Here is a 25,811-nt window from a genome sequence, read left to right as displayed (position 1 = left end):
CACGACCGCCGGGCCGAAATGCGCACGAAGATATCATCGACCCGACCACCCGCCAGCACACTGACCCGAACAGTGCAATTTTCGACACGATACCGGCACCATTGTGGCCGAGTTCTCGAACGGATTCGGCCCCATTCTCCGCGTCCGTTTCGACGAGAGCTTCGCGGCGTTCGACACATCCACGGCGCACGAGCGACCACCCGCTCCTCGGCGAACCCCACCGCCTCGCAACCCGGCGCACCTCCGATCGACACGCCGTCGAACAGCGACACGCGCACACTCGCCATCCCCTGACCGGGTGAACGGAGGGCTGCTGCGAGCAGAATTGTCCCCCACCCCCGCTAGGAATGGGCCGATTTCCCCGGAGCAGAGGAGCCGCATGGCCGGTAGGTGGATTACCAAGAACGGGAGAAAGATCTTCATCGAGGACAGCCGTGGTTCCCGGAAGGCGGGTCCGGTGGTTGCCGCGGCGGCCACCGTCACGCTGATGGGAGCGGCGTCCGTCGGCACGACTGGCGGGACGCTGTTCGGTGGTGGCCCGGTCGTGACCGGAGCGGGAAACCAGGCCGTCGCGCGAGTCATCCAGACCCGACTGCCCAACGCCAGGAAAGCGGCGAGGAACGGGCAGCGGACGACGGCGTGGAAGGAACTGCGGGTCACCCAACGGCACAAGAAGCGGAGTCGCCGGCACACCAACTGCGCGCGGCACTCGTTCGGCCAGGTGCGGACCTTCTTCCAGACGACACCATGTCAGTCCCTCCGCCGCCAGCTGTTCTCGGTGCGGGACGAGCACGGCAACGACGTCGCGGTGTCGATCTCCTGGGTCCGGATGCGCGACGCGGCGGAGGTCTGGGACCTTCGGCAGGTCTTCGATGAGCACGGTTCCGGTGACTTCCACCCGGCGTGGAGCCCGTTCCCTGAGCTGTCGGCAGTCAGGTTCACCGCCGAGTACTACGGGTCGGAGCCCCACGGCAGGGTGCTGACGATCGCGGAGGCGGAACCGCTGTCCGGAAGCCCGGACCCGGCCCTGCTGCACGCCGTCGCCGACATCGCCGCGCACCTCCCGAGCCCCTGACCAGGGTTCCTGCCGCCCCTGCGTGCGGAGTTCCCGCGTCCTACGCGGGCCCGGCCGCGCGGCGCTCGGCTCGGACGAGCACGCTCGCACGGGGCCGGGCGGAACCGGGTCCTCAACCGCCGCGGTGGTAGTCGGTGGCGATGACGTGGTTCTTGGCGGGGCCGGTGACCCGCCACCGCTGCGCCCACGTGTTCTCGTCCCGGACCAGGTACTCCACCCGGTAGAGGTCGGCCACGCAGAGGTGCTCGGCGTTCCACCGGGGCCCGCGGAGGTCGACGGTGTGGAAGAACCCGCCGTGGTCGAAGGTGACCTCGGCGGTGGCCGCGCCCGTGGTGCGGTACCAGAGGGTTCGGTAGGCGGGTCCGACGTGCGTACCGAACCGCAACTCGCCCTCCTCCCGGTAGCGGAGGAGGGCGGGGCGCACGTCCGTGAACTCGGCCGACCCGGTGAAGGTGCCGAGTTCGCCTCCCTCGGGCGTGCTGATCACCCGGTCCAGGCGCCACCGCCCGAGCAGGTAGCCCCGGAGATCGGTGTCGGCGGTGGGCGCTGGCGGCGGGCCGCTCTCGGCGTTCATCGCCCAGCATTGTCCTGGAGCCGGAGCGGCGGCACCGCCGGTGGGGCGGTCGGCCCCCGGGGCCGGCCAGTGGGCGCGGGGCGACGGGACTACCTGGCGAACGCGCCGAGCACGTCCAGGAGCCCCTCGGCGAGTTCGTCGATCTGGGCGGCCGCGGTCTCGTAGGCGGCCCGCCCCCGCCCGGCGGGGTCGACGAGGTCGGTGTCCGGCAGGGGTTCGCCCTCGGCGAGGCGGGCGCACAACTCGTCGAGGTCCGGTTGCGGGGGCAGCGCGGCGGCCCGTGCCACGAAGTCGGCCCAGACGTGGATCCGGCCGGCGGCGGTGGGAACCTCGGCGCGGAGGGCGTCGTGGTGGGCGCGGGTCGCGCCGAGCACCAGGTCCGCCTGTTCGACGAGGTGCGGTGTGACCTGGACGGCCGGTCGCGGCCCCGGGTCGATGCCCCGCCGCTGGAGCATCGCCGTCGTGTCCGGGCTGATCAGCGTCTCGGCGCGTAGCCCGGCCGAGGACACCCGCACCGGAACGGAGCGCCGGGCGGCGACGGCCTCGGTGATGGCGGCCGCCATCGGGGAGCGGCAGGTGTTACCGGTGCAGACGAAGAGGATGCGCACCGGCTCACGCTATCGGCGACGCCGGGCGGGAACTCGGGTGCCGGGAAGCCCGGCTACCGGATCTCCACCGGCTGACGGAGGAACGACGCACGGGACGTCCGGTGAACGGCGCACGCGGAGTGGCCGCGCCTCACGGTTCTCCCGAACCCGGCCGAGGGGACAGGGGCGAATCTCGGTGGCGCTGCCCCGTGCCCCGGGGCCACGATCTCGGTATGACCGCTGACTGGTGGCTGGACGAGATGGCCTTCGCGGGGCCGGAGCACCTGGACCCGGAATTCGTGGCCGGCTACGAACGCAAGGCCGGGTTCCGCCGGGACGACGGTGCTCCCAGCGACGAGGACGGGGAGATCGCGGCGGACCTCGCCGCGCTGCGGGCTTCGGGGATGACCTCGGAGTCCACCGTGGTGGATCTGGGCGCCGGCACCGGGCGTTTCACGCTGGCGGTGGCGCCGCACGTCCGGCGGGTCGTGGCCGTGGACGTCTCCCCCGCGATGCTCGACGTGCTGGCGGCCAGGGTCACCAGCGAGGGCTGGCGGAACGTCGAGTGCGTGCGGGCGGGCTTCCTCAGCTACGAGCACACCGGTGCGCCCGCCGACGTCGTCCACACCCGCAACGCGCTGCACCAGCTGCCGGACTTCTGGAAAGCGCTCGCGTTGCGCCGGATCGCCGGTCTGCTCCGGCCGGGCGGCGTGCTCCGGCTCCGCGACCTGGTCTACGACGCCGACCCGGGGGAGGTGGAGACCGTGTTCTCCCGGTGGTTCCAGCACGCCGTGGACGACTCGGCGCGGGGGTACACCGCGCACGACCTGGCGGAGCACGTCCGCACCGAGTTCAGCACCTTCCGCTGGTTGCTCGAACCGATGGTGGACCGGGCGGGGTTTGAGGTGGTCGACAGCGCTTTCGTCGGCTCCGTGTACGCCGCCTACACCTGCCGCCGGCGCTGAGCCCGACCGGCCCCTGTCCTCAACCGGACACCTGGACGGGGAGCGACCCCGCCGGCGCCACCCTCCCTGGTGGCGCGCCCCCGAGCCCTCCACCGTTGACGCGACCCACATCACACCGGGTTCGATCGTGCCCCTTCACCGGACCTTCACCAGGGAGGACGCCGCACGACGCGGCGCGGACCGGGGACTCGCCGGCGACCCCTCCCCGCCCGGGGGTGCACGGTGGAGTGAACGTGTGTACGGTGCCGCAGGCCGACGTGGTCACGGCGTGCGATCACGCCGCTCCAAATCGTCTCCTCCCGGGGCCGCGACCCGCCGTAGGGGACGAGAACGGTACGTCTCGACGGAGAACGAGGTAGGGGAACAGTGAACGACGCGATCGTCGCGCTGAACGACGACTTCTGGACCTACCTGGTCATCCCCCTGCTCGCCGTGGTCAGCATCTACTTCACGGTGCGATCCCGAGGCGTGCAGTTCCGGCTGGTCCGGGAGATGGTCCGCAACCTCGGAGGGAAGCCGGAGCGGGCGCGGGACGGGAAGCCGGCCGTCTCCTCCTTCCAGGCTTTCGCGATCTCCGCGGCGGCCCGGGTGGGGACCGGCAACATCGCCGGCGTCGCCATCGCCATCAGCCTCGGTGGGCCGGGCGCGGTCATGTGGATGTGGATCATGGGGCTGGTCGTCGGCTCCGCCTCGTTCGTGGAGTCCACGCTGGCGCAGTTGTTCAAGGTGCGCGACCGGGACGGCTACCGAGGGGGCCCCGCCTACTACATGTGGCACGGGCTGGGGCAGCGGTGGATGGGAGTCCTCTTCGCCGTCGTCATCATCTTCACCTTCGGCTTCGTGTTCAACATGGTGCAGTCGAACAGCATCGCGGCGGCGATCTCCAACTCGGTGAACACGGTGTCCGGTGGGGCGGAGACGGCTGGTTGGTTGGCGCCGGCGGTCGGCATCGCGCTCGCGCTGTTGGCCGGGGTGGTCATCTTCGGCGGGGTCCGCCGGATCGCGGCGGTCGCGCAACTGGCCGTTCCGTTCATGGCGCTGATCTACCTGGTGATGGGCGCGGTCGTGGTGGGCATGAACATCGAGCAGGTCCCGGCGGTGTTCTCCGACATCGTCGCCTCGGCGTTCGGGCTGCGTGAGGTCGGCGCCGCCGGCCTGGGGACCGCGGTGATGATGGGCATCCGGCGGGGGCTGTTCTCCAACGAGGCCGGGATGGGTTCCGCCCCGAACGCGGGCGCGACTGCGTCGGTGAGCCACCCGGTGAAGCAGGGCCTCGCCCAGACCTTCGGCGTGTACTTCGACACGCTCGTCGTCTGCTCGATCACCGCCTTCATCATCCTGTTCGCCAACCCCGCCTACGGCAGCGACCTCGGGGGCGCGGAGCTCACCCAGCAGGCGCTGGCGGCCAGCCTGGGCGCCTGGTCGGTGCACCTGCTGACGTTGATCATCTTCCTGCTGGCCTTCACCTCGGTCATGGGCAACTACTACTACGGCGAGTCGAACCTGAGCTTCCTGACGTCCAGTCCCGCCGTGATGCTGGGGTACCGGATCGTCGTGGTCGGCGTCCTGTTCCTCGGCGCCATCAGCTCGCTGGAGCTGGTGTGGAACCTCGCGGACGTCACGATGGGCGTGATGGCGGTGATCAACCTGGTCGCGATCGCCCCGCTGGGGGCGGTGGCGATGCGACTGCTGCGGGACTACGAGGCGCAGCGGCGGCAGGGGCTCGACCCCGTCTTCACCCGCGACCGCCTGCCGGACGTCCAGAACGTGGCCTGCTGGGAGCCGGAACCCGACGGCGACCGGACTCGTGAGGCTGTCAGCGAGAGCTGACCCGGCCGGCGAGGACGGGGCGGGGATGCCGCACCGAGCGGGCGGGATGGGGACGGGCGGCTTGGGCGTCCGACCTCGGGGGACGCGCTGATCACTCGATCAGCCGGCCGCGACGACGCCTGGGGCCACCTCGGGCGCTGCGGACCCACCCGAGGTGGTCGGCTCCCGCCACGCCTGCCGTGGCGCGCCCGAGGTCACCCCTGGCGGCTGTCGTAGGCCTCGCCGTTGGCGAGCACGACGTCCATGTGGGTGTCGGCCCACTCCTTGATGCCACGCATGAGGTGGTGCAGTGAGAGGCCGAGGTCGGTCAGCTCGTAGGTGACCGTGACCGGCACGGTTGGTGTGACCGTGCGGCTGAGCAGGCCGTCGCGTTCGAGGGAGCGCAACGTCTGGGTGAGCATCTTCTGACTGACCCCGGCGAGCCGCCTGGCCAGCTCCGAGTAGCGCATCGGTCGTGGGCCGTCGGCGCAGGCCTCGCCGGACCGATGCGGGCCGCCGCTGCCGAGCGCGGCCAGGATCAGGGCGGTCCACTTGTTGGAGATCCGGTCGAGCAGTTGACGGCTGGGGCAGCCCGCCAGGAAGGCGTCGTAGCTCGCTCGCGCCCGCTCCCGCTGCTCGGTCGCCGTCCTCGTCGTCATCACGCACCCACCTTCCAGCACCGGGTGCCTTACGCACTTCGAGGTGCCTTCTTCCCGTTGGGGAGTATCTCACCCACAGTGGTGCTGGCACCCAGTCATGGGGCAGCAACCGTCCTGAGGAGCACGTTGTGAGCACGTCCACCTTCCGCGCCGCCGTCGTCCGCGACCCCGGCGGCCCCGACTCGATCGAGATCATCGACGTCCCCGTCCGCGAGCCCGGCAGGGGTGAGGTCCGGCTCGCGGTCGCCGCGGCGGCCGTCAACCCCGTCGATCTCGCGGTCGCCGCCGGCCTGTTCCACGCCAGGGGGGTGATCCACCAGCCGGACCACACCGGTCTGGGCTGGGACTTCGCCGGCACCGTCGTCGCGACCGGCCCGGATGTGGACCTGGCCGTGGGCACCCGGGTCGCCGGACTGGTGGACGGCTTCGACCGCGACCACGGCTCCTACGCCGAGCAGCTCACCGTGCCGGTCGCCAAACTCGCCGTCGTGCCCGACGGGCTGGACCTGTCGACGGCCTCGACCGTGCCGGTCAACGGGCTCGCCGCCGCGGGGATCCTCGACCTGCTCGGCGACGCGACCCCCGGTGCCGACCGGCTGCTGGTGACCGGGGCGGCGGGCGCGGTCGGCGGTTACCTGGCCGTCCTCGCCGCCGACCGCGGCTGGCGGGTCACCGGGCTGGCGAGGCCGGCCGACGAGGAGTTCGTCCGAGGTCTGGGCGCCGCGTTCGTCACCCACGCCGAACCGGGGTGGGACGCCGTCGCCGACTGCGCGGTGTTCCAGGAGCGGGCGTTGGCCCTGGTCCGCGACGGCGGCACCCTGGTCGGTGTCCAACCGGGCAACGCGCCCGCCACCGAGCGCGGGATCACCGTCCGCACCGTCGTCGCGGGCCCCGACAGCACCCGGTTGGACGACCTGCTCGGCCGCGTGGCGGCCGGGGAGCTGCCCGCTCGGGTGCACGCCGCCGTGCCACTGGACCAGGTCCCGGACGCGCACCGCGCCGTGGCCGGCGGCGGAGTGCGCGGCCGGTACGTGATCCACCCCTGACCTCCCAGGGCGGCGGGACGGTCCTGGTGTGGGCCCACCATGCCACTCGCCCGTGTCGACGACGGCGTGCGGTCCGGGTAGCAGCGGGAATGCGGGGGACCTGGTCCACGCCCCTCGTGCCCGTCTCGAGCGGTGAGGTCCTCGGGACCCTCGGCCAGGAACCCCGGAGCTGTTCACGCGGTGCCGTCCGAGTGGCGGCCAGGCGGCGGCGCGCACGCCAGCCTCGTCCGGCCACCCGCGCCCGTACCCGGGGCCGGCGACAGGAACACCGGGAAGCGTGCCTTCGCCGCGCTGGTCAGAGGAGGCGCTTGATCTCGCCCCGCGCCCGGTAGAAGCCGCCTCGACCGGACTCGTGCACCTCGGCGACGAGGTAGCGGGCTCCCACCTCGCGGATGTCCTTGGGGAACTGCACTCGCCAGGTCGGGTCGAACCCGGGGGTCAGGACTCGGACCCGGGTCCGGCCCCCCTCCTGGACGCACTCGACCTCCACGCCGGCGAGGCCGCTGGTGCTCGCGGAGCGCCGCACCGTCTCCAGGCGGGTCGACGGGGTGACCCGCTCCCACCCGGTGGCCTTGATGTCCTCGGTTCGGGGCAGCTGCCCCTCCTTCGCGGCGGTGACCGCCTGCTCACTGGCGTCGATGCAGGCCAGCGAGCCGTCGGTGGTGACGACGTAGAGCCGGTCGTCGTGGTACTGCATCGAGTAGGCGGAACCGCAGCCGGTGCCCAGCTTCCACAGCCGGGTGCCGTCGGCGGCGAAGCAGTACACCGAGGAGTGGTTGTCCCCGGCGAAGACGTACCGCCCGTCCGGGGAGGTGGCGCAGGAGAACACGGCGGCGTCGCACCGGTAGTGGTTGCGCACGGCACCGCTGGCCTTGTCGATCCGGTACACCGACCCGAAGGAGGTGCCGGCGTAGACGTCGTCGCGTTCCTGCCAGCCGAAGAGCACGCTGCCCCGCGTGTCGGTGTGCCACACGGGCTGGCCGTCCCGGGAGCCGTAGCGGGTGACGCCGCCCGAGTGCCCGTGGTAGACGCCGTCGTCGTCGCACCGCACCATCCAGGCGTAGTTCCCGGAGCTGGTGCGCCGCCACTGGAACTCGTCCTCGTGGTCGACGGTGGTGATGCCACCCTGGCGGTCGGACACCCCGAGGACACCGTCGTTGACGTCGAGCCAGTAGATGTCGACGTCCTCGGCGATCTCGTAGGCCACGTGCGGGATCTTGCCGCCGAGGTCGTAGACCCGGCCGTCGTCGCAGCCGGCGTAGATCCAGAAGTCGTCGGCGACGATGCACTTGACGCCGTCGGGTAACCCGTAGCGGCCGGTGACGGTGCCGTCATGAGCGAGGGTGAAGACGTCACCCTTCTCGTTGCCGACCCAGGCCTGCTCGTCGTTGACGAAGATGCCGAACGCCGGGGCGCCGGAGGCGAAACGCCACAACACGGGGGCCTGCCGGGCCGTGGACCGGGTGCTCACGATCTCCCGTCGGGTGATGGCCCGGCGCTGCCGCACCCCCCGCACCGCTGGGGCATACCCCTTGCGGACCTTCTCGCCGATCTTCCTCGCCGCCGCGGCCGCCGCCTTCTCCTCGGTGGCGTGGGCGCTGGAACGCACCTGGCCGCGTTCGCCGATCCGCCCGTAGGTGATCGTCACCTCGGTCCCGCTGATCCGCACCTCGTAGAACTTGTGGGCGCCGCCGCCCTCTTCGGACAGTTCCAGGTACGTGGTCTGGTCGGCGCTGCTGGCCATCGCGTGCTCCGTGGGGTTCGTGGGGTGGGGCCGGGCGGTGGCCTCGGCTCGCCGTAGCTGATGGGCCGAACCATAGGAGCGGCCACCGACACGTGATCGTCACGGCGCGTGTCGCCATCCCGCGGCGGCACGCCCGTCGGACCGCGCTGGTCGGTCGGGGCCGGGGCGGTTCCGGTGGTGGCGGCAGGCTCTCGGCGGGCCTCGAGGAATGCCGCCCGAAACCGCTCGGACCGCCCCTCACCCGTGGTCGTGGTCGACGTCCAGCAGCGTGCCGACCGTGTCCTCCTGCCCCGGTTCGACGACCAGGAACTGCCCCATCATGCCCAGGTCCTCGTGCAGCAGCAGGTGGCAGTGGTACATGTACGGCACCTCGGGGTCGGTGTGCGGGCCGAACCGGATCAGCAGGCGCACCTCCCCGCCCGGCGGCACGTACACGGTGTCCTTCCACCCGGACAGCGGCGGAGGTGGTGGGTCCCCGTCGAGGTCGAGGACCCGGAACCGCACGTCGTGGACGTGGAAGTTGTGGGGTTGGTTGTGGTCGTTGCGCACCACCCAGGTCTCGGCGGTGTCGCGGACCACCACCTCGTCCACCCGGGACATGTCCATCGACCCGCCGTTGATCTGCCTGCCGCTCAACACGAACTCGCGGGTGGTGACCGACTCGGCGGGATCGGGTGGTGGGATGTCGGCGAGGGTGTCCGGCAGCGGCGGAGCGGGGCGCAGGTCACCAGCGGCCCGGATCTCGAGGATGTCGAGGGTGTCCCGGCCGCCGACCCGGCCGGTCATCGCGTCGCCGGTGCCCAGGTCAGGAGGGGTGGAACGCAGAACGGTGGACTCGCCCGCCACCAGGTCCACGACGATCTCGGCTCGTTCCCCGGGTGAGAGCCGCACCCGGGTAGTGCGGTGCGGGGCGGCCAGCAGCCCTCCGTCGGTGCCCACCAGCGCGAACCCGCGGTCGTCCGCGAACCCGAAGTCGTAGACGCGGGCCGTGGAGGCGTTCAGCAGGCGCAGCCTGACCCGTTCGTCCTCGACCTCCAGGTAGGGGCCGGCGGTGCCGTTGACGAGCACGGTGTCACCCAGGACGCCCATCGGGTTGCGGGACTCGCGGTCGAGCCGTCCCTGGCCGTCAAGCCGGACGTCCCGCACGACCAGGGGGATGTCGTCCACCCCGTACTCCCGGGGGAGGTCCAGGGCGGCTTCCTCGGGGTCGTCGACGAGGAACAGCCCCGCGAGGCCCTGGTAGACCTGCTTCTCCGTCTCACCGTGCGGGTGCGGGTGGTACCAGAGCGTCGCCGCGGGCTGGTCGACGGTCCACGTCGGTTCCCAGGTCTCCCCCGGTTCGATCGCCTGGTGCGGGGTGCCGTCCATCGCGGCGGGCAGGCGCATCCCGTGCCAGTGCACGGTGGTCACCTCGTCGAGGTCGTTGCGGACCCGCACTGCGACCCGTTCGCCCTGCCGTGCCCGCAGCGTCGGCCCGAGGTGATCGCCGTTGAACCCCCGCGTCGGAGTGCTGAGCCCGGGGACGAACTCACGCTCGCCATCCTGGGCGACGAGGTCGAACACCCGCCGGCCATCGCCGTCCAGGTGGGACTCCGCCAGTGGTGGCACCGCCAGTGGCCGTGCGAAGTCGACCTGTCCGACGGTGTCCACGGGTTCCTCTCCTCCGAAACCGAGGCTGGAACACCCGGAGGCGACGGCGATCACGAGAAGGGCGACCAGGACCGGACGGGGGCCGCGAGGGAACCCCCGACCCGCGAACCGGCTCACCTCCCGGAGCCGTCCCGACGGCGGCGCGAGTCGACGAGCACCGCGACCACCACGCCCAGCAGCGACCCCACCTGGGGAGCCAGCCCGACCACCACCAGCGGCCCGCCCTGGTAACCGGTCACCTGCGCCGTCCTGGCCAGCAGTTCGCCCACCAGGAAGCCGGCGATCCACCCGGCGAACAGGCCCAGCACCACGATCCCCACGGTTCGCACCCGACGTCCTCTCCCTCGGCATCACGGCGCGGAACACTAGGTCGGGCCGGGCCGCGCGTCGTCGGCCTGAGGACGCCTCCCCTGGTCGCTTCTCGACGTACCCGGAGGTCGACCGGACCCGTCGTCGGCGGGCGACGTTGGACGACTGTCCCGGTCGGGCGCACTGCCTACACTCCGCGAGGTGAGCGATTCCGCGTCGGGTGACGAACCGGGTTCCGGGCGGGAACCCGTGGCCGCCGGACCCACGCACCCGGGGATCCGCCACGGCACGGGCTGGCCACCGGAACCGGCGGCGGAGGGGACCGACGGGGGGTGGATCGCTGCCCCGGGCCGCTGGACGGCCCGGGGCGCGCTGGCGGTGGACTGCCTGCTCGGGGCCGCCGTCACCGCGGTGGTGGCGGTGGCGATCACGGCGGACCTGGGTGGGAGCAGGGGCCCGGACGTCACCGCGTACCTCTTCGCCGCCGGCCTGGGTGCGCTGATGGTGGTCCGCCGCCCCTTCCCCCTGCTGGCGTTGGCCGCGACGGCGACCGGGGTCGTCGCCTACCACATCGCCGACTTCCCCCCGATCGGTCTGGCGATCCCGCTGGCCGCCGCGTTGTTCTCCGCCGCGGAAGCGGGCCGGGCCCGGATCGCGGTGGTGACATCGGCGGTGTTGCTCGCGGTGAGCTCGTTCTTCCGGCTCCGGGAGGGCGAGGACGTCGGCTACCTGCTTGGCTACGAACTCGCCAGCTCGGTGGGGGTGATGGCGGCGGCGATCGCCCTGGGGGACGCGGTGCGGGCCCGGCGGCGGTGGCGGTGGGAGTCGCGGCGACGGGCGCTGTCGGCGGCCGTGGAACGGGAGCGGGAGGCGGAGAGCCGGGTCGCGGCGGAGCGCCTGCGGATCGCGCGGGACCTGCACGACGTGCTCGGCCACACGATCGCGGTCGTCTCGCTCCAGGCCGACGTGGCGGCGGAGGCCCTGGCGGACGACCCGGCCTCGGCTCGGTCGGCTCTCGGGGCGATCAGATCCGCCAGCGACGACGCCTCGCGGGAGCTGCGGGCCACCCTGGGCCTGCTGCGGGACCCCGCCGAGGGGGACGGCCGGTCGCCGATGCCGGGGCTCGACCAGTTGGGCCGGGTGGTCACGTCGGTCTCCGACGGTGGTCTCACCGTCCGGACCAGGGTCGAGGGGACTCCGCGCCCGCTGCCGCTGGTGGTGGAGACGACGGCGCTCCGCGTCGTCCAGGAGGCGTTGACCAACGTCCTGCGGCACGCCGACGCGCGGCACGCCGAGGTCGTGGTCCGGCACGAGGAGACGGCGGTGTGGGTGGAGGTCGGGGACGACGGCCGGGGACCGGGCGGCGGCCACCGGGACGGCGCGGGGCAGGGCCTGCGGGGCATGTGCGAACGGGTCGGCCTGCTGGGGGGTTCGGTCGAGCTGGGGCGCGCGCCTTCGGGAGGGTTCCTGGTGACGGCCCGGCTGCCCAGGGAGGTGGTCGCGTGATCCGCGTGGTCGTGGTGGACGACCAGCCCCTGGTCAGGGCCGGGTTGCGGGCCCTGCTGGAACGGGGCGAGGACATCACCGTGGTCGGGGAGGCCGAGGACGGCTCGGGTGGGGTGCGTGTCGTGCGGCGGGAACGACCGGACGTCGTGTTGGTCGACGTGCGGATGCCGGAGATGGACGGGATCGAGGCCACCCGCAGGATCGTCGCGGACGAGGAGCTGCGCGGGGTCGGCGTCATCGTGCTGACCACCTTCGACGTCGACGAGCACATCTTCGACGCCATCCGGGTGGGCGCGGCCGGGTTCCTGCTGAAGAACACCGGCGCCGAGGACCTGCGCAGGGCGGTCCGCCTGGTCGCGGCGGGCGAGGCGTTGTTGTCCCCGTCGGTGACGCGCCGGGTGATGGCGGAGGTCGCGGCGAACCGGGCCGTGACGAGGCCGGAGTTGGTGGCGACGTTGACGGACCGGGAACGGGAGGTGCTGGTCGAGATCGCGGCGGGGCTGTCGAACCAGGAGATCGGCGCCTCGCTGTTCATCAGCCCCGCGACCGCGCGGACCTACGTGGGCAGGCTGCTCACGAAGCTGGACGCCCGGGACCGCGCGCAGCTGGTCACCCTCGCCTACGAGAGCGGCCTGGTCCGCCCCGGCGGCCGGTGAGGTCCGGGTCCGGCTGGGCGGACCGGAGTACCGGCGGCACGACGGAGTGAACGCGGGTGGACCGAAGCCTGGTAACTCTCCCACCCGGCACGTCCCGCTACGGCTGGCCAGGTGCGGGGCCACCGCTCCTTTCCGCGATGCGGACAGTGCGCCGAGAGCGCGCGCCGACGGCATGGGGGTCGGTGGCGGTCCCCCTCAAGGCCGCCCGCCGGTCGCGGCGGGGCCTGGGTCGCGCCGCCCACGCGAGCCGCGATCCGCGCCTGAGCCCCCGCCATCACGCTCCGCACGCCACCCACGCGCTCCGGACCGGGACTCCCACCGACACGCTCCGGAGCGCACCGACGAGGTCCCGGAGGCGTTGGCCGTCCTCTGACGGGAATCGCGTTGACTCCGGCGGGGGGCGGAGCCTACGGTTCGCGCCATGTCCTGCTTCTCCGCCTCCTTCTTCGTGAGGCTGCGCACCGCCTGACGGCGGTGTCGCCCTTCGTACCGCTCGCGCCCCGCGTTCCACCCGGACCGTGGTCAGTTCCGCCTGACCACCACCGGGTCCGAGCCGCGGGCCCGTGGCAGTGGGACCACGCCGCCGTCTGTTCCGACGTTCTCCCGTCCGCGCGTGCCGTCGTCGCCGCCGGACGTCCCCACCAACGTCCTCGCAGGAGCAGCAGTGTCCTCCCGTTCCCACAGTCCCGTCGGGGGGCGGCACGAACTCGGCCAGAACTTCCTGGTCGACCGTGCCGTCGTCCGGCTGATCGCCGAGCTGGCGGCGTCGGCCGCGCCAGGTCCCGTCCTGGAGCTGGCCGCCGGTGACGGCGCGATCACCTCGGCCCTGGTCGACCTGGGTCGCCCGGTGACCGCCGTCGAACTCGACCCGTCCCGGGCACGCCGCCTCGCCGCCCGGCTGGGCGACTCGGCCCGCGTCGTCCGGGGCGACCTCCTCCGGCACCGGGCTCCCACCGTCGAGCACGTCGTGGTGGCCAACGTGCCGTTCCACCTGACCACTCCGCTGCTGCGGCGCCTGCTCGACGACGGGGCGACCTGGCACACGGCGGTGCTGGTGCTCCAGTGGGAGGTGGCCAGGAAACGCGCCGGGGTGGGCGGGGCGACCATGATGACCGCCGCGCACTGGCCGTGGTTCGACTTCGACCTCGTCGACCGGGTTCCGGCCCGGGCGTTCCGGCCGGTCCCGAGCGTGGACGCCGGTGTGTTGCGGATCCGGCGTCGGCCCGGTCCGCTGCTGCCGGAGGACGACCGAGGTCCGTACCAGGCGTTCGTGCGGGAGGTCTTCACCAGCAGGGGGGCTGGGTTGCCCGCGATCCTGCGGCGGGTGACGAACGGCCGCGTTCCCGCCGCCCGCCTGCGGGACTGGCTCCGCGCCGAGTCGCTCGACGAGGGCGGCCTGCCCCGGCGGTTGACCTCCCGCCAGTGGGCCGAGCTGTACCGGATGTTCCGGGACGGCCCCGCCGACCGGGCGCCCGCCCCCCAGCCCGGCGGGGCGGCCGGCGGCGCGAGCCGGCCGGGACGTGCGGTGCCACGCCACCGCCCTGGCGGCTCCGACGGGAGTGGGGCGGGCTGGCGGGGGCGTCGACGTCGGGGGTGACCCCGGACCGCCCCGGCCGGTGCGGGCTGTCAGTGGTGGGAGTGCCCACCGCTCGGGTGGTTCAGGGTGCGGTCCACGGTGTCGACCCGCTCGGGTGGCACGACGAGGAACTGCCCCATCATGCCGGCGTCCTCGTGGGCGAGGAGGTGGCAGTGGTACATGTAGGGCACCTCCTCGTCCACCTCGGTCCCGAAGTCGACCGCGAGCCGCACCAGGGCCCCGGGGGGCAGGTAGACGGTGTCCTTGGGTCCGGCCAGCCACGCCGGGGGCGGGGCGCCGTCCACGTCGAGGATGCGGAAGCTGACGTCGTGGATGTGGAAGTTGTGGGGTGAACCGCTCCCCCTGACCTCCCAGATCTCCGTGGCGCCCGCCGGCACCACCTCGTCGACGCGACCCATGTCCATCGGCCGCCCGTTGATCTCGGAGGTCCCGGAGAGTTCGAAGGCGCGGACGGTGGCGCCCGGCGGCGGCTCGACGACGGGTTCGCTGCCCAACTCCCGGGGAACGGGTGGTGACTCCCGCAGCCGGTCGGCGGCCCGGAGCTGGATGATGTCGAACGTGTCGTCCCCACCGGAGAACCTGTCCTGGAAGAAGCCGGCGTCCAGGCCGCCGGGGAAGGACCGCAGGACCGCCCGTTCTCCGGGGTCCATCTCGACCACGATCTCCGCCCGCTCGCCCGGTGAGAGCCGCACCCGGTCCCGCTCCACGGGTGCGGGCAGCAGGCCCGTGTCGGTGGCCACCACCTGGAAGTGCCGGCCGTCGACGAAGCCGAGGTCGTAGACGCGGGCGGTCGACCCGTTGAGCACCCGCAGGCGGGTGCGGCTGGCGGTCACCTCGAAGTGCGGGTCGTGGGTCCCGTTGACCAGGATCTCGTCGCCGAGGATGCCCACCCCGCCGCCGCCGCTGAGGTCGAACTGGCCGGCGTCGTCGAAGTCCTTGTCCTGCACGATGAGGGGAACGTCGTCCACCCCGTACTCCGAGGGCAACGTCAGCGATTCGGTCCGCTCGTCCTCGACGATGATCATGCCGGCGAGACCCCGGTAGACGTGCTCGGCCGTCCGGCCGTGGGGGTGCGGGTGGTACCAGAGGGTGGCCGCGGGTTGGCGCACCGTCCACTCCGGGATCCACACCCCACCGGGCCGGACCTCCTGGTGGGGTCCCCCGTCCATGCGGGCCGGGACCCGCATCCCGTGCCAGTGCAGCGAGGACGCCTCGGAGAGCTCGTTGGTGACCCGCACGGCGACGTGGTCGCCGCGCCGCATCCGCAGGGTCGGGCCGAGGTGGTCCCCGTTCACCCCCCAGGTCACCGTCCGCGTGCCGGGCAGCAGCTCGGAGGCCCCTGTCCTCAGCCGCAGGTCGAAGGCCTGGCGGCCTTCCTCGTCGGTCTCCGGTTCGAGGAGGGGTGGTACGACCAGCGGTGTCGCGAAGTCCAGCTGGCCCAGGTTGTCGCGCCGCACGACCTGGTAGCCGATCGCGAAGCCAGCCGCGAGCAGGATCACCCCCACGAGGGAGAGCGCCAGGAGCGCGGTCACCACGGTGCGCGGGCGCGGCCACCGGCGCCGGGACTGCGGGGACTGGGGAGTTCGTCTCACCCCCTCAGCCAACCGGTCGGAGGGCCTGGTCGACGTCGGGAAGGCCCCGGAGCAGGCCCCTGGTCCCGGTCCTGGGGTGGCTCGGTGACAACCCTGGCTACGACTTTCGGCCGAGGGGTCCTCCCGTGCCTGGCCGTTCGGCTGATCTGCGGGACAGGGGTTCACGGCCAGGCTGTACGCACACCGACCCCTCCGATCGAGAAGGACGACGATGCGCTCCGCCACCACCACCGGCCCGGTTCCCGGAACCACCGCGTTCCGGATGCCCGAGGCGACCGGTCCACGGGCCTGGCACGGCCCGTCATCGCACGGACGCGGTCCGGACGGAGCCAGCACCCCACCGAAGCGGTCCCCCAGGTCCGCTGCCCCCCGCGCGCGCGGAGGGAGCCGCCCGACCGGCTGAGGCGACTCGACGAAGGGAGAACACGGACGAAAGGACGGAACACCATGTCATCCACCACCACCGCCACCGGGACGATCGTGGCGGCCACCGACGTGTCGAAGGTGTACGGCAGCGCCGACACCCAGGTGCACGCGTTGCGCGGGGTCAGCCTCGGCGTCGCCGAGAGCGAGTTCACCGCCGTCATGGGTCCCTCGGGCTCGGGCAAGTCCACGCTGATGCACTGCATGGCCGGTCTGGACCGGCCCACCAGCGGGTCGATCACCGTCGGCGGCACCGAGATCACCTCCCTGCGGGAACGGCAGCTCACCGACCTGCGGCGGGACCGCATCGGGTTCATCTTCCAGAAGTTCAACCTGCTCTCGGAGCTCACGGCGGAGGACAACATCCTGCTGCCGTTCAGCATCGCCGGCCGCTCGCCGGACCAGGAGTGGCTGAGGACCGTCATCGACATCCTCGGCATCCGCCCCCGGCTGGGGCACCGCCCGTCGCAGCTCTCCGGCGGTCAGCAGCAGCGGGTGGCGATCGCCCGGGCACTGGCGACCAGGCCGGACGTGGTGTTCGCCGACGAGCCGACCGGCAACCTGGACTCGTCGTCGGGCCGGGAGGTGCTGGAGTTCCTGCGCAGGTCGACCGGGGACTTCGGCCAGACCATCGTGATGGTCACCCACGACCCCTCCGCCGCGGCGGCGGCCGACCGGGTCGTGCTGTTGGCCGACGGTCGGATCGCGGGGGAGCTGCGCCGGCCGTCCCGGCAGGACGTGCTCGCCGCCCTCGACGAACTGAGCAGGTGAACGATGGGACTGGGCAAGGCATCACTCGCGCAGATCCGACAGCGGCCCTCGCGGATCCTGCTGACCGGTATCGCCATCGCCATCGCCACGTTCTTCGCGGCGGGCACCATGCTGTTCACCGACACCCTCCGCGACGAGTTCATCCGCAGCACCGTCTCGGTGAGCGAGGAGACCGACGCGGTCGTCGACGCCGTCGAGGAACCGTGGGTACTCACCGACGAGCAGATCCAACGGGTCGCGGCCATGCCGGGCGTCGACCAGGTCGCGCCGTCCGGTAGCGGGGTCTCCATCGCCATCGGGCGCAACAACTACGTGTTGCGCACCTCCCCCGTCGAGGGCCCGTTGGCGATGCACACGGTGGAGGAGGGGTCGGCTCCGGGTACCGACGAGGTGCTGCTCAGCCGCTCGCTGGCCGAGGAGCTGGACTTCGCGATCGGCGACCAGTTCGAGGTGGTCCTCTACACCGAGGCGGACCAGAAGACGGTCACGGCCACCCTCAGTGGTCTGGTGCGGGACAGCCCTCAGGGCAGCTACAGCGTGATGACCAGCGAGGACACCTTCGCCGACTGGTCCGAGACCGACGGGTTCTACCAGCTGCTGGTGGCCGGTAGCCAGGACGAGGGCGACCTGGTGTCCGCCATCCAGGACGACCTCGGCACCTCCGTGCTGGTGAACTCCGGTCAACAGGTCCGGGACGAGGACATGCGGTCCGCCGCCCGGCAGGCCGACTCGATCTTCCTGGTGTTGTCGATCTTCGTGGTGATCGCGATGCTGGCGGCGGCGATCATCGTCGCCTCCACCTACCGCATCCTGCTGGCGCGCAGCCGCCAGCGCACCGCCATGTTGCGCTGCATCGGCGCGCATCCCGGGCAGATCGTGCGCGCGCTGCTGGTGGAGGCGGTCATCTCCGGTGGCCTCGCCGGGCTGAGCGGTGCCCTCGCCGCCGTCGGCGCGGGCACGGCCGGGCTGGCCATCGCGGACCTGTTCGTCACCGCCACCATGCCCCCGCTGACGGTGTCGGTACCGAGCCTGCTCCTCTGCGTCCTCGCCGCGGTGCTGCTCTCCGTGGTCGCCGCGGTCTTCCCCGCGATCAAGGGCGCGAGGATCCCCCCGGTGGCGGCCATGAGCTCCGCTCCGCTGGCCGACAGCGAGTCCCGGGTAGGCAGGTTGCGCACCACCCTCGGCGTCCTGCTCCTGCTGGGGGCGCTGGGTCTGCTCGCCCTGGGGCTGATGATGGGCACCAACGAGGGCCAACTGTTCGTGCTGGCCGTCATGGCCTCCGGGGTGTTGCTGTTCGGCGCCGTGCTGGCAGCCGGACCGCTGTTGGTGCGCATCATGACGCGCCTGGTCGAGAGGCCGGCCGGGGCGGCGGGCGGGATCGCCGGTCGGTTGGCGGCCCGCAACACCGGTCGCGCGCCGCGCCGCTCGGCGACCACCGCCTCGGTGTTCGCCCTCGGCGTGACCCTGGTCAGCGCCGTGCTCGTCGGGTTGAGCAGCATGCAGGCCGGCGCGGACGAGCAGCTGCGGGCGTCGATGCCCGCTGACGCGATGGTGAGCGACTTCTCCAACCAGGAGGAGGTTGACGGGCTGCTCGACCAGCAGCTGGTGGACGACCTGGCCGCCGCGCCCGGTGTCAGCGCCGTCACGCCCCTCTGGGAGACCCCGCTGGACGTGGACTACGGGACGGACGTCGTGGAGGAGTGGGTGTCCAGTGTGGACGTGCCCGCGATTCCCAACCTCACCCGCAACATCGCCTCCGGGGACTTCTCGGAGTGGGGCCAGGGTTCGGTGGCGCTCTACCAGCGGGTGGCCGACGACCACGGCCTGTCCGTCGGTGACACGGTCACGGTGGGCGCCGAGGGTCGGACCGTGGAGCTGACGGTCCAGGCGATCTACCGGCAGGGGGGCACGCTCGGGTTCGTCTCGATCCACCCGGACGACCTGCGCACCCTCATGCCCGACCTCGACCCGTTCCGGCTGCTGATCGCGGCGGACGAGGCGATCGAACTCGACGCGCTCCAGCAGGCGCTGGAGGCGACCGTGCCCATCGACCCGAACCTCAGCCTGTTCTACCCGGCCGAGGAGCGGGAGGCGTTCGAGGAGATCATCGGCAACCTGCGGTTGGTGGCGTTGGGCCTGGTCGGGATCACGGTCATCGTCGCGATGGTCGGGGTGGCGACCACGCTGTCGCTGTCGGTGGTGGAGCGCGGCCAGGAATACGGCCTGCTCCGGGCGTTGGGGCTGCGTGGCGGCCGACTGCGGTCGATGCTCACCTGGGAGGGCGCCCTGCTGGGCGTGTACGCCACGGTCATCGGGATCACCCTGGGCAGTGCCTACGCGGCGATGGTCGCCTCGGCGCTCTCCGACGTGCCCATGATGGCCATCCCGTGGGGCCAGTTGGGGGCCGTGCTGGTCGCGATGATCGCGATGGCGCTGCTGGCCGCGCTGATCCCGGCGCGCAAGGCCGCGAGGAGTTCCCCGATGCAGGCGCTCGCGGACGACTGACGCCACGGCGGCGGTCCTCTCCGGTGCGGGTGTCGGCGGGTTCGTCCCGCCGACACCCGTTCGCCGTGCCGGGACCGGGCCGGCCGGCACCTCCCGGGAATGGCTGATCCGTGGGCCGTCGGCTCGGTCGTATCACTGAGCGGTTCCCCCCGGGGAGGCTCACCGAACGACCGGTTTCGCCGGGGTGCGGCCTCGCCGCCGCACACGGCCAGTGATACTGCTTGTGATAACTACTCGTTCCGTGCCAGAGCGGCGGTCCATCCCACGTCAGGGGGCGCTGTGCGGCGGGACCGCTCAGGGGGCTGGGACACCGAACTCGACAGAGGTGACCATGTCCGGTTTCGAGGTGGCCGAGGAGGAACTGGCCGCCGTGGGTGACTCGTTGTCGACCCTGTCCGAGGACCTCGACGCGGTGTGCCGCTCGTGGAAGTCCGGCACCGGCGGCGGGGGTGGCGCGTTCACCACCTCGGACTGCGCGGAGGCCTTCGACGACCTGGCGCGCAACCTGGCGGGCACGGTGCTCGGGCACTCTGAGCGGGTCGGCGAGCTCGGTGAGGGTGTCCGGCGGAGCTCGGAGACCTACACCGACATCGACGACGAACGCGCCCGCGCCTTCGACGGCAAGGGGGTGTCGGTGTGAGCCAGGTGGCGGTGGAGGAGCTGGAGGAGCGGGCGGCGAGCCTCGGCTCGATCGCCGGCTCGGTCAGCGGGAACAACGTCCGTTCGGTGCTCGGGGACCTGCCGGCCAAGATCGGCGAGCTGGGTGGTGACGCGGAGGCCATCGAGGACCTGCGGATCAGCTGCACGCGAACGGCGGAGGCCACCGAGACGGCGGCCTCCGACGGGCTGTCCTCGGCGGCGAGCGAGCTGGAGGCCGCGTGGACCGGCTCCGCCGCGTCCTCGGCGGTGGGCGCCATCACCAAGCAGCGGTCCGCGCTGCTCCAGGACTCGGAGCTGTTCACCCGCGCCGCCGGGGTGCTCTCCTCGTTGTCCACCAACCTGGCCTCGGCGAAGGAGGACCACACCGCGATCCTCGACAACGTGGCCGACCTCGCCGCCCGCGCCGCCGACGTTCCCGATGACGACGAGGAGGCGCTGCACGAGTTCGCCGTCGCCACCAGGCGCGTCGCGACGGCCGCCGCGACCCTCCTCACGGCACTGGCCCAGGAGAACCGGGCCGCGGCGGCGGAGCTGCGGAGCATTTCCCTCGGCGGCGACGACGTGGTGGCGCTGACACCCGACGGCCGCGAGTCGTTGGAGGACATCCTCAACCGCTACCAGGTCGCCGCGTCCGAGTACGAGCTGGTGGACTTCCCACCACCCGAGCTGGTCGACGTCATCAACCCCATCCTGGAGAGGCTGGGGTTCTCGGTGCCCAGCAGCAAGTGGACCCAGGAGGAACTGGACCTCTTCCTCCAGCTGCGGCCGGACGAGATGTACACCTGGTACCGCCTCCAGCAGGAGGCCTACGTCGTGAGCGAACAGCAGTTCGGCGACCCGGACAACACCACGCACAACCACGTGGACGCCTTCCGGCACGCCTACTGGAACGCCAGGATGACCCAGGAATTCGGGGCCGAGTGGTCCGAGGCCTTCGCCACGGCGCACGAACGGAAACCCGAGAACGGTCGGTACCCCGAGGCGATGGACCTGTACAACAACGAACGCGGCCGGGAGATCGGCACGTCCAACCCGAACGCCAGTCCCGAACAGATCGCCAGCCAGGTCCGCCAGTCGGTCGACCAGGGGGACATGGTGGTGATCAGCCAGGACGGCCGGTTGGCCTACAGCGACCAGGTGGGCCACGGCGGGACGACGACCCTGGACGACTACGACGAGTCCGAGGTCGACCGGGGCGGGTTCGTCCCCGACACCGACGGGGTGCGACCGGACCGTTCCGGGCTGAACCCCTGGGCCTGAGCCCCCGCGACCGGGATCCGGTGGCCGCCGCACCGCGCGGCTGGCCACCGGGCACCACCCGGGTCCGAGCCGCCCGCTGCCCCTGACCTCTCCGGGCTGGATCGCCGCACCAGGGTGGACGAGGAGAGGGCGCGAACCCGCTCCCCGGCGTCGTCCACGGCGACCACCCACCTCACGCACGGGGCGGGTCGAACGGCGGAGAGGGCGGCGCCGGCCACCGCGAGCCCCTTGTCGTCCGCCTGCCCTCGATTCGCGCGGACGATTCCCGGGATCGGCGGAACAAGCCCGACAACGACCAACGGGCACGCGATGACGCCGATCACTGGCCACCGTGAGCACACGGGTCCCACCCGGCGACCACGTATCCAGCCGTACCAGGACCGTTCCGCGGAGCGGCGTCCGACCGTGGGTGGCGCGGGCATCGTCGATGTCCCCTGACCGGCGGAAAGGGAAAAATCAACCCGCCGGGAACCGGTCCGCGGCATTCCACTGGCCCCCGTCAGGTGATGTCCCCTCCCGGATCCGGTTCCGCCACCGCGCCGGTCCGGCAGCCGCTGCCCTGGTGTTCCGCGTCGCCGGCGCGAGCCGTGCCGGGTGGGAGAGCACCCGGTCACGGCCGGGTCACCGCCCTCCGCCGCGCCGGACGGCGCCGCCCCTCGCGCTCCCCCTCCCGCTCCCCCGCCGGGGCCCGCCACGGCCCGGTCCCGCCACCCGATGGCGAGGAGCGGTGTTTAGCGCCGCTTCGCACCGGGCAGGGCAGGTGTCAAGGTGACACTCCCCCGACGACGCCAACTGGGAGCGAGATGCCCACACAGCAGCAGACCCGTGCCCTGCTCGCCGCCGGGCACGACTACGAGCGGGCCGGCCGCGCCCTACGGGTTCCGCCCGGGCTCGCCTACCTGATCGCCACCGGGGAACCAGCCGACGGCGACCACACCGAACCGCCCCCCACCGCGGTGCGGCTGGGACTCACCCGTTCGCGTAGTCAACGGTTGGTGAACGCGCTGGAGCACACGCCCGACAGCCACGACGAGGTGCGCTGGTGGACGGCCCACCGCGTCCTGTCCGACCCCGACCAGCGGCGGCACGCCTCGTAGGGCGGGGAACGGCCCACGGGCCGAAGCTGGAGACGACAGGCCCACGGCCCCACGGGGGGCCGTATCCGAGGAGGTCCCGGTGGCGACTCCCCGCTGGCTCGACTGGCCGGTGTTCCGGCAGCTCACGGGCCCCGACCGCCTGGGACGCGGCGCGGCCGCCGTGTCCCGGGGAACCGAGTCCCTACGACCCAGGGTGGCGACGGCGGACAAGGTGTCCAAGTCGATCTGCCCCTACTGCGCGGTCGGCTGCGGCCAGAACGTCTACGTCCAGGACGGACGGGTCACCCATATCGAGGGGGACCCGGACTCACCGGTCAGCCGGGGCCGGCTCTGCCCCAAGGGCTCGGCGAGCCTCCAGCTGACCACGGGGTCCTCACGGCGGCACGAAGTGCTGTACCGCAGGCCGTACGGCACCGAGTGGGAACCGCTCGACCTGGAGACGGCCATGGACATGGTGGCCGAGCGGGTGATCAGGACACGACGGGAGAACTGGCAGGAGGAGGTGGACGGGTCCCGCACCCGACGCACCCTCGGCATCGCCAGCCTCGGCGGGGCGACGCTGGACAACGAGGAGAACTACCTCATCAAGAAGCTGTTCACCGCCCTGGGCATCGTCCAGGTGGAGAACCAGGCCAGGGTGTGCCACAGCTCCACCGTCGCCGGCCTGGGCACCTCCTTCGGGCGGGGTGGCGGCACCACCTACCTGCAGGACCTCCAGCACTCCGACTGCATCATCATCGAGGGGTCGAACTTCGCCGAGGCCCACCCGGTGGGGTTCCAGTGGGTCATGGAGGCCAAGGCCCGGGGCGCCACCGTCATCCACGTCGACCCCCGGTTCAGCCGGACCAGCGCGCTGGCCGACCTCTACGTCCCGATCCGCGCCGGCACGGACATCGCCTTCCTCGGCGGCATCATCAACCACGTCCTGAGCACCGGGAAGTACTTCCACGACTACGTGGTCAACTACACGAACGCGGCGATGCTGGTCCACGAGGACTTCCAGGACACCGAGGACCTCGACGGCCTCTTCGGCGGGTTCGACCGCGAGGACGGCACCTACGACGTCGACTCCTGGCAGTACGAGGGAGTGCGCGTCGCCTCGGCGGCGGGCAAGCGTAGCGTCGACGAGCCACGGCACCCCGGGCGGGACATGCAGTCCTCCGGTCACCCCGAGTCGCACGGCTTCGGCGGTCCCGCCCTGCACGGGGAACCGCTCCGCGACGAGACCCTCCAACACCCGCGCTGCGTCTTCCAGGTCCTGCGTCGGCACTACGCCCGCTACACCCCGGAGATGGTGGAACAGGTGTGCGGGATCCCCCGGGAGAAGTTCCTGCGGGTCTGCGAGGAGATCACCAGCAACTCGGGACGCGACCGCACCACGGCGTTCGCCTACGCCGTGGGCTGGACCCAGCACAGCGTCGGCGCCCAGTACATCCGCGCGGCCTCGATCCTCCAGCTGCTGCTGGGCAACATCGGTCGCCCCGGCGGGGGAATCCTGGCGCTGCGGGGACACGCCAGCATCCAGGGTTCCAGCGACATCCCGACCCTCTTCGACCTGCTGCCCGGCTACATCCCGATGCCGCACGCCCACCTGCACGAGGACCTGGACCACTTCATCTCCTCCGACGCCGCCGACAAGGGCTACTGGGCGAACATGCGGGCCTACGTGGTCAGTCTGCTCAAGGCCTGGTGGGGGCCGGCGGCCACCGAGGAGAACGACTACTGCTTCGACTACCTGCCCCGGTTGACCGGCGGGCACAGCACCTACGACACGGTGATGGCCCAGCGGGACGGCATCTGCCGTGGCTACTTCCTGCTCGGCGAGAACCCGGCGGTGGGCTCGGCGAACTCCCGCATGCAGCGGCTGGGCATGGCCAACCTGGACTGGTTGGTGGTGCGGGACTTCTCCCTCATCGAGAGCGCGACGTGGTGGCAGGACGGGCCCGAGATCGAGACCGGCGAGCTGCGCAGCACCGAGATCGGCACTGAGGTGTTCTTCTTCCCCGCGGCGGCGCACATCGAGAAGTCCGGCAGTTTCACCAACACCAACCGGCTGTTGCAGTGGAAGCACCAGGCGAAGGAACCCGACGGCGAGGCCCGCAGCGACATGTGGTTCATCTACCACCTCGGGCGGCGCATCCGGGAACGGCTCGCCGGCTCCACCGAGCCGATGGACCGCCCCATCCTGGACCTGACCTGGGACTACCCACTGGAAGGCACGCTGGGTGACCCCAACGCCGAGGCGGTCCTGGCCGAGATCAACGGCTGGGACGCCGAGGGGCGGCCGCTGTCGGGCTACGACGACATCAGGGACGACGGCTCCACCTCGTGCGGCTGCTGGATCTACTGCGGGGTCTACCAGGACGGGGTCAACCAGGCCGCGCGCCGGCGACCGCACCGCGAGCAGAACTGGACGGGCTCGGAGTGGGGGTGGGCGTGGCCGCAGAACCGCCGCACCCTGTACAGCAGGGCGTCGGCGGACCCGGAGGGCCGGCCGTGGAGCGAACGCAAGGCCCTGGTGTGGTGGGACGAGGAGGCGGGCCGCTGGACCGGCCACGACAGCATCGACTTCATCGCCGACCGTCCCCCCTCCTACCGGCCGGCCCCCGAGGCGCGCGGTGTGGAGGCGATCTCCGGGGTCGACCCGTTCATCATGCAGGCCGACGGCAAGGGCTGGCTGTACACGCCGGCGGGCCTGGTGGACGGGCCGCTGCCCACCCACTACGAGCCCCAGGAGTCCCCGTTCCCGAACCTGCTGTACCCGCAGCAGCGGAACCCGGTGCGGCTCGCCAACTCCCGGGAGGACAACCGCTACCAGCCCAGCGGGGACGAGCCGGGCGCCGAGGTGTACCCGTACGTGGTCACCACCTACCGGCTCACCGAGCACTTCACCGCGGGCGGCATGACGCGGTGGCAGCCCTACCTGGCCGAACTCCAACCCGAGTTCTTCTGCGAGGTCTCACCGGAGTTGGCCGAGGAACGCGGGCTGGAACACCACGGGTGGGCCACCATCGTGACGGCCCGCAACGCCATCGAGGCCAGGGTGGTGGTCACCGACCGGATGACGCCCCTGTTCGTGCAGGGCCGGACCGTCCACCAGATCGGGATGCCCTACCACTGGGGTCCCAACGGCTACACCACCGGCGACTCCGCCAACGAGCTGTCCTCCATCACCCTCGACCCCAACGTCCACATCCAGGAGGTCAAGGCCTGGACGGCGGACATCCGCCCCGGGCGACGTCCCCGCGGCGCCGCGCTGCGCCGCTACGTGGAGGACTACCGGCGGCGAGCGGGCGTCACCGAAACCACCGGAACGGAGGCCTGAG

Annotated in this window: 19 protein-coding genes and 1 pseudogene; 13 read left to right on the top strand and 7 right to left on the bottom strand. The window is 72.1% G+C overall.

The genetic code is table 11. From position 1 onward, the window contains the following. Positions 1-379: 379 nt before the first annotated feature. Positions 380-1,075: a hypothetical protein gene (locus tag C1701_RS19180; protein WP_103056383.1), complete on the top strand. Its 696-nt coding sequence runs from the start codon at positions 380-382 to the stop codon at positions 1,073-1,075. A gap of 112 nt (positions 1,076-1,187) precedes the next feature. Here the strand turns inward: C1701_RS19180 and C1701_RS19175 are convergent, their stop codons facing one another. Beyond that, positions 1,188-1,649 (bottom strand): DUF6314 family protein, encoded by a 462-nt coding sequence (locus C1701_RS19175; protein ID WP_026419882.1) that lies wholly within the window; start codon positions 1,647-1,649, stop codon positions 1,188-1,190. Between the two features lie 89 nt (positions 1,650-1,738). Further along, positions 1,739-2,257 carry an arsenate reductase/protein-tyrosine-phosphatase family protein gene (locus C1701_RS19170; protein ID WP_030104921.1) on the bottom strand — a complete coding sequence of 173 codons (519 nt, stop codon included), beginning with the start codon at positions 2,255-2,257 and terminating at the stop codon, positions 1,739-1,741. A gap of 212 nt (positions 2,258-2,469) precedes the next feature. Here C1701_RS19170 and C1701_RS19165 point away from each other — a divergent pair, with 212 nt between their 5' ends. Continuing rightward, positions 2,470-3,201, top strand: coding sequence for a class I SAM-dependent methyltransferase (locus tag C1701_RS19165; RefSeq protein ID WP_030104922.1), 732 nt, complete (start codon positions 2,470-2,472; stop codon positions 3,199-3,201). A gap of 366 nt (positions 3,202-3,567) precedes the next feature. Next, on the top strand, positions 3,568-5,031 hold the full coding sequence (locus C1701_RS19160) for an alanine/glycine:cation symporter family protein (protein ID WP_030104923.1): 1,464 nt from the start codon (positions 3,568-3,570) through the stop codon (positions 5,029-5,031). 194 nt (positions 5,032-5,225) lie between these two features. Here C1701_RS19160 and C1701_RS19155 read toward each other — a convergent pair whose 3' ends face one another. Then, entirely contained in the window at positions 5,226-5,669 is a 444-nt protein-coding gene (locus C1701_RS19155) for a winged helix-turn-helix transcriptional regulator (RefSeq protein ID WP_030104924.1), read from the bottom strand. A 128-nt stretch (positions 5,670-5,797) separates the two neighbouring features. Between C1701_RS19155 and C1701_RS19150 the strand changes: the two genes are divergently transcribed. Continuing rightward, positions 5,798-6,715 carry an NADP-dependent oxidoreductase gene (locus C1701_RS19150; protein ID WP_103056382.1) on the top strand — a complete coding sequence of 306 codons (918 nt, stop codon included), beginning with the start codon at positions 5,798-5,800 and terminating at the stop codon, positions 6,713-6,715. A 295-nt stretch (positions 6,716-7,010) separates the two neighbouring features. On the opposite strand, the gene C1701_RS19145 is transcribed toward C1701_RS19150, so the two are convergent. The 3 genes from C1701_RS19145 to C1701_RS19135 form a co-directional block, all read right to left on the bottom strand. Further along, the gene (locus tag C1701_RS19145; RefSeq protein ID WP_103056381.1) at positions 7,011-8,459 is read right to left on the bottom strand and encodes a WGR domain-containing protein; all 1,449 of its coding nucleotides are present in this window, start codon (positions 8,457-8,459) and stop codon (positions 7,011-7,013) included. Between the two features lie 237 nt (positions 8,460-8,696). Next, complete coding sequence (locus tag C1701_RS19140; protein WP_245588897.1) at positions 8,697-10,109, bottom strand: multicopper oxidase family protein; 1,413 nt, start codon at positions 10,107-10,109, stop codon at positions 8,697-8,699. 113 nt (positions 10,110-10,222) lie between these two features. Next, the gene (locus C1701_RS19135; protein WP_103056380.1) at positions 10,223-10,438 is read right to left on the bottom strand and encodes a DUF5957 family protein; all 216 of its coding nucleotides are present in this window, start codon (positions 10,436-10,438) and stop codon (positions 10,223-10,225) included. A 181-nt stretch (positions 10,439-10,619) separates the two neighbouring features. Between C1701_RS19135 and C1701_RS19130 the strand changes: the two genes are divergently transcribed. From C1701_RS19130 to erm, 3 genes and pseudogenes are all read left to right on the top strand, one after another. Then, positions 10,620-11,924, top strand: coding sequence for a sensor histidine kinase (locus tag C1701_RS19130; protein WP_337661824.1), 1,305 nt, complete (start codon positions 10,620-10,622; stop codon positions 11,922-11,924). Further along, positions 11,921-12,580, top strand: coding sequence for a response regulator transcription factor (locus C1701_RS19125; RefSeq protein WP_026419873.1), 660 nt, complete (start codon positions 11,921-11,923; stop codon positions 12,578-12,580). Before C1701_RS19130 ends, C1701_RS19125 begins: the two co-directional genes overlap by 4 nt. Positions 12,581-13,244: 664 nt before the next feature. Further along, a pseudogene (gene erm, locus C1701_RS19120) lies at positions 13,245-14,018 on the top strand (23S ribosomal RNA methyltransferase Erm); the annotation flags it as partial. A gap of 188 nt (positions 14,019-14,206) precedes the next feature. Here erm and C1701_RS19115 read toward each other — a convergent pair. Beyond that, positions 14,207-15,769: a multicopper oxidase family protein gene (locus tag C1701_RS19115; protein ID WP_337661823.1), complete on the bottom strand. Its 1,563-nt coding sequence runs from the start codon at positions 15,767-15,769 to the stop codon at positions 14,207-14,209. A 447-nt stretch (positions 15,770-16,216) separates the two neighbouring features. On the opposite strand from C1701_RS19115, the gene C1701_RS19110 reads away from it, so the two are divergent. From C1701_RS19110 to fdh, 6 genes are all read left to right on the top strand, one after another. After that, positions 16,217-16,963, top strand: coding sequence for an ABC transporter ATP-binding protein (locus tag C1701_RS19110; RefSeq protein WP_026419872.1), 747 nt, complete (start codon positions 16,217-16,219; stop codon positions 16,961-16,963). Positions 16,964-16,966: 3 nt separating this feature from the next. Next, positions 16,967-19,468 (top strand): ABC transporter permease, encoded by a 2,502-nt coding sequence (locus tag C1701_RS19105; protein ID WP_026419871.1) that lies wholly within the window; start codon positions 16,967-16,969, stop codon positions 19,466-19,468. A gap of 331 nt (positions 19,469-19,799) precedes the next feature. Continuing rightward, on the top strand, positions 19,800-20,108 hold the full coding sequence (locus tag C1701_RS19100) for a hypothetical protein (RefSeq protein WP_103056378.1): 309 nt from the start codon (positions 19,800-19,802) through the stop codon (positions 20,106-20,108). Beyond that, complete coding sequence (locus tag C1701_RS19095) at positions 20,105-21,388, top strand: WXG100 family type VII secretion target (protein WP_103056377.1); 1,284 nt, start codon at positions 20,105-20,107, stop codon at positions 21,386-21,388. The genes C1701_RS19100 and C1701_RS19095 overlap by 4 nt, the downstream gene beginning before the upstream one ends. 803 nt (positions 21,389-22,191) lie before the next feature. Continuing rightward, positions 22,192-22,485: a hypothetical protein gene (locus C1701_RS19090; protein WP_026419868.1), complete on the top strand. Its 294-nt coding sequence runs from the start codon at positions 22,192-22,194 to the stop codon at positions 22,483-22,485. A 79-nt stretch (positions 22,486-22,564) separates the two neighbouring features. Continuing rightward, the gene (gene fdh / locus C1701_RS19085) at positions 22,565-25,810 is read left to right on the top strand and encodes a formate dehydrogenase (protein ID WP_337661822.1); all 3,246 of its coding nucleotides are present in this window, start codon (positions 22,565-22,567) and stop codon (positions 25,808-25,810) included. Position 25,811: the final 1 nt, after the last annotated feature.

Source organism: Actinoalloteichus sp. AHMU CJ021 (assembly GCF_002895405.1).
Lineage (GTDB): Bacteria > Actinomycetota > Actinomycetes > Mycobacteriales > Pseudonocardiaceae > Actinoalloteichus_B > Actinoalloteichus_B caeruleus.
The sequence above is the reverse complement of the archived record's forward strand: the minus strand, read 5'-3'. Positions and strand labels throughout refer to the sequence as shown.